Below are 7,002 nucleotides of genomic sequence, written 5' to 3'. Positions count from 1 at the left end.
ACCCACGTGTTACTCACCCGTCCGCCGCTAACATCAGGGAGCAAGCTCCCATCTGTCCGCTCGACTTGCATGTATTAGGCACGCCGCCAGCGTTCGTCCTGAGCCAGGATCAAACTCTCCGATAAATGGATCACAGACTACATTCACTGCATCCTGCAGTAACGTCTGTGTGATCTGCATCGTGCAGACCTTAGTTTGACTGACTACGCACATTGCTGTGCGATTTATTTAAAACTTTGAATTAACAGGTACGTTTTGTCTTGTTTAGTTTTCAAAGATCATTATAATGGAGCGGGTGATGAGAATCGAACTCACGACATCAGCTTGGAAGGCTGAGGTTTTACCACTAAACTACACCCGCATTTGAATTGGCGCGCCCGAGAGGAGTCGAACCCCTAACCTTTTGATCCGTAGTCAAACGCTCTATCCAATTGAGCTACGGGCGCTTATCAGGCGACTTAACTATCATACTACCAATCAGTTATGATGTCAAGTGTTTTTTATTTCTTTACGAAGTCTTTTTTCTCGACCTCATTTATTATACACGCTTTTGAGAATTTGTAAAGTCTTTTTTTCAAAAGATCATTTTCTCATTTAGCGTTATCGCTTTGTTCATCAGCGACGTTTAATAATATACCACGCACTTTAAATTAGGTCAACACTTTTACGAAACTTTTTTCCCGCTTATTATTCCCTTCTATATAATAAGTAAAAAGCGGGATCCCCAGGAACCCCGCGTCTATTCAGATTACCCGCTCACCTCGGCTTCTGCGCTATTACGATCTGTTTTTTCATAGGCACGGAAGTTTTGTTCAAGCTGTTCGAGCGACAGACCTTTCGTTTCCGGAAGGAACCTTTTCACAAATATAACGGACGCTATCCCTAACAGGACAAAAATGAAGAAGGTTGCAGACAATCCGATGTTTGCGAGCAGGACCGGAAAAGTTAAACCAACAATGAAGTTCACGATCCAGAGGCAGAAGACAGTGACCCCCATACCAAGCCCCCGCAATCGCAGCGGGAATATCTCCGACAGCATCAGCCAGGTCACCGGAGAGACAGCCCCCTGCTGAAACGCAAGGAAAGTGACTGTTAATGAAAGAACCACATAAGGAAGAGCAGGCGATCCTTTCAGCACGACAGACAGAACTCCGATCAAAAGCAGCATCGCAGTCGTTCCGATGAGCCCCGTCATCAGCATCGGGCGGCGGCCGACTTTGCCGAGAAGCCATATTCCCACAAAAGTCGCGAGCACTGAAATCACACCGTTAGCGATATTGCCGATTAATGCGGCTTTTGTCTCGAAACCGGCATCTTTTAAAATTTGAGTTCCATAGTACATAATCGAATTCACGCCGGTGAGCTGCTGCACTACCGCAATTCCGATCCCGATAAACACAATGCGGCGCACCCACGGAACGGCAAGATCCTTAAAGGTCGCCTGCTCCATCTCAGCTTCCTTACGAAAGGCAGATTCAATCTCAGCGAGCTCAGCCTTCGCTTTCTCTTCATTCCTTATTCGCCGGAGAACGTGCAGAGCATCTTCTTTTCTTCCTTTAGAAACCAGCCAGCGCGGACTTTCAGGAACTTTCAGCATACCGAAAAACAAGAATACCGCCGGAAGGGCCGCGATAACGAGCATATAACGCCAAGCGTGAGAGGTATCACCAAGCACATTGCCGATGATAGCATTACACGTGAAGGCAAGCAGCTGGCCCGTTACAATCATCAATTCATTTTGGGTAACCATTCTCCCTCGGCTTTCCGCCGGCGACATTTCAGCCAAATATGCCGGAACGGTTACGGATGCTCCCCCGACGGCAAGCCCCAGCAGAAAACGGGAGATGATCATAACCGACACGTTAGGCGCCAGTGTACATCCGAGCGTCGCTGCAAAGAACAAAACGGCAAGGATAAGGATATTTTTACGTCTGCCGTTATAGTCCGACAATCTCCCTCCGAAAACCGCGCCGATCGCAGCCCCCAAGAGCAGGGAGCTCGCCACCATCCCTTCAGTCAAAGCGGTAAGATTAAGCTGGTCAGCTTCCGCCATAAACGGCAGCGCCCCATTAATCACACCGGTATCGTAGCCGAAAAGAAGTCCCCCGAATGTCGATACTAAAATGATGGTTCTCAAAAATGAATGCTGGCTGCTATTTTTATTCATCTTCAAATCCTCCTAGTTTTTACACAGAGATAATACCCGAATATTCAGTTATCAATATTTACACCTCTAACGTCTGCATACAAGTTCTGACCGTCCAAAACAGTTTTATAAGAAGAAAATATTTCGAAAACGTTATCGTTTATAGTGATTATTCGCTCTCCCCTCTCGTTATATTGTTATTTTATAGTTACTTTGTAGTGAAGTTATAATGATATTATTGGCACTTATGTTATTATCATAATTTTAAAAGCGCTTTCAGTCAATGAATATTTCAGAAAATTTTATAACTTACCTTTATATTACCTATATATAATCAATTTATGTTTTACATCAACTTATTTTCATAACATGATCAATGAATTACCCCTATCATAACCAACAATTGATTATATAATGAAAACCCCCCAACTGCTAGTTGGGGGGTTTTTGTTTTATTCTTCGTTTATTGTAACAATCGTTCTCCCTCTCGCTTCTCCTTTTAAAAGGGCAGGAAGCGTATCCGGCAGCTCTTCAAGTGTAATTTCCTTTTGAATAAAGGCCTCCAGATCTGCAGGCTTGAAGTCATCAGCTAAACGCTGCCATATTTTCTTTCTTGTCTCCATCGGACAGAATACGGAATCAATTCCCAAGAGATTGACGCCGCGCAATATAAACGGAAAGACTGTAGCCGGGAGTTTCGTTCCCGCTGTCAGTCCGCTCACAGCAACTGATCCGCCGTACTGAATCTGACTGAGAACTGAAGAAAGCGGCTCACCTCCGACCGGATCGACGGCCGCTGCCCATTTTTGTTTTTGCATCGGTTTTAACGTGCCGTTATACACTTCGTCACGGTGAATAACCGTCTTTGCTCCGAGGCTCTTCAAATAGCCGCTTTCTTCTTCTTTTCCCGTACTGGCCTCGACCTCATAACCTAAGGTTGAAAGAATGGAGACGGCAAAGCTTCCGACGCCGCCTGTCGCTCCCGTCACCAGCACCTTCCCTTTTTTAGGAGCGGCATGGTTTTCTTCAAGACGCTGGACGGACAATGCGGCAGTGAAGCCGGCGGTTCCGATCGTCATGGCTTCTTTAAGTGTCAGACCTTCAGGCAGCGGCACGATCCAATCTGCCGGAATGCGGGCCATCCCGCTATAGCCGCCAAAATGGGAAACGCCTATGCCGTAGCTTGTCGCAATGACTTTGTCCCCTTCTTTAAAACGGGCGTCCTCTGAAGAAACGACGATTCCCGCTAAATCAATTCCCGGCACGAAAGGATACGAGGTTACGATCTTGCCGTCAGGAATGGCAGCCAAGCTGTCTTTATAATTCACCCCTGAGTAGCAAACCTTAATCAGCACTTCACCCTCGGGAAGGTCCTGAATCGCCAGCTCCCGTACGCTGACTGAAAACCGGTCTTCATGTTGATCGACTACTAACGCTTTAAATTGATCTGTCATCACTACGTCTCCTTAAAATGAATTGAATGGCTTTGGAAAAGCATAAAATAAGTTTGATTTGTTTTCAAATGTCCTGCCCTGTGTAGTATGATCAAAAGTAAAAACAGCGAAAGAGTGGTTACGCATCATGTCTGATAAACAAAACAAAGATAACAAAAACAACAACAGCAATCAGCCATTACCGGACATTATTCATACCGCCGTTTTCAAGGCGCCGATACAAGTTGTCTGGGATACGGTCTCTACGGCGGACGGCCTGTCTCTCTGGTTTATGCCGAATGATTTCACACCTCAAGAAGACAGTGAGTTTCAGCTGGAATCTCCGTTCGGTCCGTCTCCGTGCAAGCTGCTGGATATTGAAGCGCCGTACCGCCTTTCTTTTTCATGGGATACGGAAGGCTGGATCGTTTCTTTTGTCTTAAAGGAAACGGAAAGCGGGGATACGGAATTCACTCTCATTCACGGCGGATGGAAAGAGCCGGAAGCCGTCATCAATAAAGTCAATCGGAAAAGCTCCGAGATTCACAGTACGATGGATCAAGGATGGAACGGGCTTGTCAACACGAAACTTCGCGGGGCGGTTGAGGCTTAACACAAAAGGACGGACACGCTTTCCGTCCTTTTTTTGATGCCGATACATAAAAACTGAATTTGCAAAGACACTAACAGAAGAACCGAAAACTTCTTTCAGGGGGCGCTGTTTATGTATTATTACAAAGAAGAGCTGATCAATATCATTAAACCGGACAAGCCGGACCCGGCCGCGGCCAAGGTGCTTCAGGAAATTTTAGGCGGGCATTACGGGGAAATGCGGACGATGATGCAATACTTTTTCCAAAGCTCTAATTTCAGAGGAAAAGAAAAACAGTTCCGTGACCTGCTTCGCGGTGTATTTTTAGAAGAGATCGCACACGTTGAGCTCGTCCAGCATACGATTAATGCGCTGCTCGATGAAAGCGGCGCTGAGGGCGCCGGAAATCAGGCAGCAGATCAGGCGCCGCTTGACGAAGCAGTTAAACACGCCAATCCGCACCATTTTATCATCGGGGCGCAAAGTTCTCTTCCTGTAGACGCCGGCGGCAATCCATGGAACGGGTCTTGGGTATACAACCACGGGAATCTGATTTCCGATCTATTGGACAATGTCGTGCTGGAATCAACCGGCGTGCTGCAAAAGACGCGCATTTATGAAATGAGTTCAAATCAGACGTTCAGAGAAACACTCGGTTTTCTGATCGTCCGTGACAACGCCCATCAAAATGCATTTACAAAAGCGCTGGAAACACTGGGTGTCGAATGGGGCAAATTATTTCCCGTGCCGAATTATGATATTGAAAAATACCCGGAATGCCGGAAATTCGTTGAAATGGATTATCATAATACCCAATTTAATTTCAGACTGGATCCGACACGGATCGGAGAAATTCTGCAGGGAACGACGCCGAGCCGAAACGGCGGCGAATTAAGTGTGTCCGAGCCTCCTAAAGGTTTCCCCGTGCCGGAACTTCCCGAGCTTCCGAATGAGCACAGCCCCGGACTGAAAGATATGAACTTGTAACAAAAAACGCCTGTTTCGGGCGTTTTTTGTTTTTCTGAATATGAGGTTTGAATGTGTTCAAAACGGGGAATATAAGCCGGGAGATCTTGCCATACGGCCGTTATTTTGATGTGAGCACATTGCGGTACATACTTCGTTTCGAAAGTTGTCCTAATTTTCCAGCCGGCCGGCTGGGTATGTTTGAATGATAATGGGAATTATGTAAAGAGAACAATGTCTTTTTTAAGGAGGCAGCGAATGTCTAAGCAAGGAAACTTCCAGAAAACTATGTCACTTTTTGATCTTATTTTAATCGGCATGGGAGCCATATTCGGTTCGGCATGGCTGTTTGCCGTCAGTAACGTCGCCTCTAAAGCGGGCCCGTCAGGCGTTTTTTCCTGGCTGATCGGCGGGGGAATCATCTTATTGATCGGCTTGGTTTATGCGGAACTGGGCGCCGCGCTGCCGCGGACCGGGGGAATTATCCGGTATCCCGTATATTCACACGGACACCTGGTCGGATATTTAATTTCCTTTGTCACCATTGTGGCATACACGAGTCTTATTTCAATAGAAGTCACGGCAGTCCGCCAATACGTGGCGTATTGGTTTCCCGGTTTGACCGTAAAAGGCTCTGATTCGCCGACAATTGCCGGATGGATATTGCAATTTGCGCTGCTCTGCCTGTTCTTCCTCCTCAATTACTGGAGTGTCAAAACCTTTGCGAAAGCAAACTTCATTATTTCGATTTTTAAATATGTCGTACCGATTACGGTAATTGTTGTACTGATTTTTCATTTTCACCCGGGCAATATGACCGTTCACGGATTCGCGCCTTTTGGTTTCACCGGAATTCAGGCCGCGATTTCCACAGGCGGCGTCATGTTTGCATACCTTGGGCTGCATCCGATTGTGGCTGTCGCGAGTGAAGTGCAGAATCCGAAGCGGAACATTCCGATCGCATTGATTGTCTGTATTATCGTTTCTACTATTATTTACACCGTGCTGCAGCTCACTTTTATCGGGGCGATCCCGGCGGATACCCTGAAGCACGGATGGCCGGCTATCGGGACTGAATTCTCCCTTCCTTTCAAAGATATCGCCGTTTTGCTCGGTTTGGGGTGGCTGGCGACATTGGTCATTTTAGATGCGATTTTATCACCGGGCGGTAACGGAAATATCTTTATGAATACGACTTCACGTCTCGTCTATGCCTGGGCCAGAAACGGAACATTATTCAGCATTTTTTCTAAAGTCAATAAAGAAACCGGGACACCGCGCGCCTCCCTTTGGCTTTCGTTCGGTCTGGCTGTTTTTTGGACGCTTCCGTTCCCTTCTTGGAACGCTCTTGTTAACGTATGCTCCGTCGCATTGATTCTGTCTTATGCGATTGCGCCGATTTCTTCTGCGGCGCTGAGAGTCAACGCGAAGAACATTAACAGACCGTTTTATTTAAAAGGGATGAGCATCATCGGGCCGCTGTCGTTTATTTTTACCTCTTATATTGTATATTGGTCCGGATGGCGCACCGTATCCTGGCTTCTCGGTTCTCAAATTGTCATGTTTCTGATCTATCTCTGTTTCAGTAAATATGCTCCCAAAGATGATGTCAGCATACGCCAGCAGCTGAAATCAGCATGGTGGATCGTCGGCTTTTATGTCATGATGCTGATTTTCTCCTATCTCGGCTCGTTCGGCCACGGATTGGGCATTATCAGCAATCCGCTTGACCTGATTCTGATCGCCATCGGTTCGCTCGGTATTTATTACTGGGCAAAATATACAGGTCTGCCGAAGGCTATGATCGACAGTGATAAATGACGAATGCCGGAAAGAAGTATGGTCTTCTTTCCGGTATTTTTATG

Annotated in this window: 5 protein-coding genes, 2 tRNA genes and 1 rRNA gene; 3 read left to right on the top strand and 5 right to left on the bottom strand. The window is 46.6% G+C overall.

Annotated features, from left to right (window positions below):
• The 5 genes from ACWJJS_RS17390 to ACWJJS_RS17370 form a co-directional block, all read right to left on the bottom strand.
• A 16S ribosomal RNA gene (locus ACWJJS_RS17390) occupies positions 1 to 125 on the bottom strand; the annotation flags it as partial.
• Positions 126 to 287: 162 nt separating this feature from the next.
• Positions 288 to 361, bottom strand: a tRNA-Gly gene (locus ACWJJS_RS17385).
• A gap of 8 nt (positions 362 to 369) precedes the next feature.
• Positions 370 to 446 (bottom strand) — tRNA-Arg (locus tag ACWJJS_RS17380).
• Between the two features lie 302 nt (positions 447 to 748).
• Positions 749 to 2,167 carry a sugar porter family MFS transporter gene (locus tag ACWJJS_RS17375; protein ID WP_025650424.1) on the bottom strand — a complete coding sequence of 473 codons (1,419 nt, stop codon included), beginning with the start codon at positions 2,165 to 2,167 and terminating at the stop codon, positions 749 to 751.
• A 431-nt stretch (positions 2,168 to 2,598) separates the two neighbouring features.
• Complete coding sequence (locus ACWJJS_RS17370) at positions 2,599 to 3,600, bottom strand: NADPH:quinone oxidoreductase family protein (protein WP_454023744.1); 1,002 nt, start codon at positions 3,598 to 3,600, stop codon at positions 2,599 to 2,601.
• Between the two features lie 127 nt (positions 3,601 to 3,727).
• Between ACWJJS_RS17370 and ACWJJS_RS17365 the strand changes: the two genes are divergently transcribed.
• The 3 genes from ACWJJS_RS17365 to ACWJJS_RS17355 all read left to right on the top strand — a co-directional run bounded on the left by ACWJJS_RS17365 (position 3,728) and on the right by ACWJJS_RS17355 (position 6,958).
• Positions 3,728 to 4,192, top strand: coding sequence for an SRPBCC family protein (locus ACWJJS_RS17365; RefSeq protein ID WP_003156017.1), 465 nt, complete (start codon positions 3,728 to 3,730; stop codon positions 4,190 to 4,192).
• Positions 4,193 to 4,303: 111 nt separating this feature from the next.
• Positions 4,304 to 5,158, top strand: coding sequence for a manganese catalase family protein (locus ACWJJS_RS17360; protein WP_454023743.1), 855 nt, complete (start codon positions 4,304 to 4,306; stop codon positions 5,156 to 5,158).
• 237 nt (positions 5,159 to 5,395) lie between these two features.
• A complete protein-coding gene (locus ACWJJS_RS17355) occupies positions 5,396 to 6,958 on the top strand; it encodes an APC family permease (RefSeq protein ID WP_007409293.1) in 1,563 nt (520 codons plus the stop codon).
• Positions 6,959 to 7,002 lie beyond the last annotated feature (44 nt).

The sequence above is a fragment of the Bacillus sp. JK106 genome, from assembly GCF_053663355.1.
The sequence above is the reverse complement of the archived record's forward strand: the minus strand, read 5'-3'. Positions and strand labels throughout refer to the sequence as shown.

Coding starts and splice junctions, on each gene's coding strand:
- ACWJJS_RS17375 (WP_025650424.1), bottom strand. CDS start 2,167: ATGAATAAAAATAGCAGCCAGCATTCATTTTTGAGAACCATCATTTTA.
- ACWJJS_RS17370 (WP_454023744.1), bottom strand. CDS start 3,600: ATGACAGATCAATTTAAAGCGTTAGTAGTCGATCAACATGAAGACCGG.
- ACWJJS_RS17365 (WP_003156017.1), top strand. CDS start 3,728: ATGTCTGATAAACAAAACAAAGATAACAAAAACAACAACAGCAATCAG.
- ACWJJS_RS17360 (WP_454023743.1), top strand. CDS start 4,304: ATGTATTATTACAAAGAAGAGCTGATCAATATCATTAAACCGGACAAG.
- ACWJJS_RS17355 (WP_007409293.1), top strand. CDS start 5,396: ATGTCTAAGCAAGGAAACTTCCAGAAAACTATGTCACTTTTTGATCTT.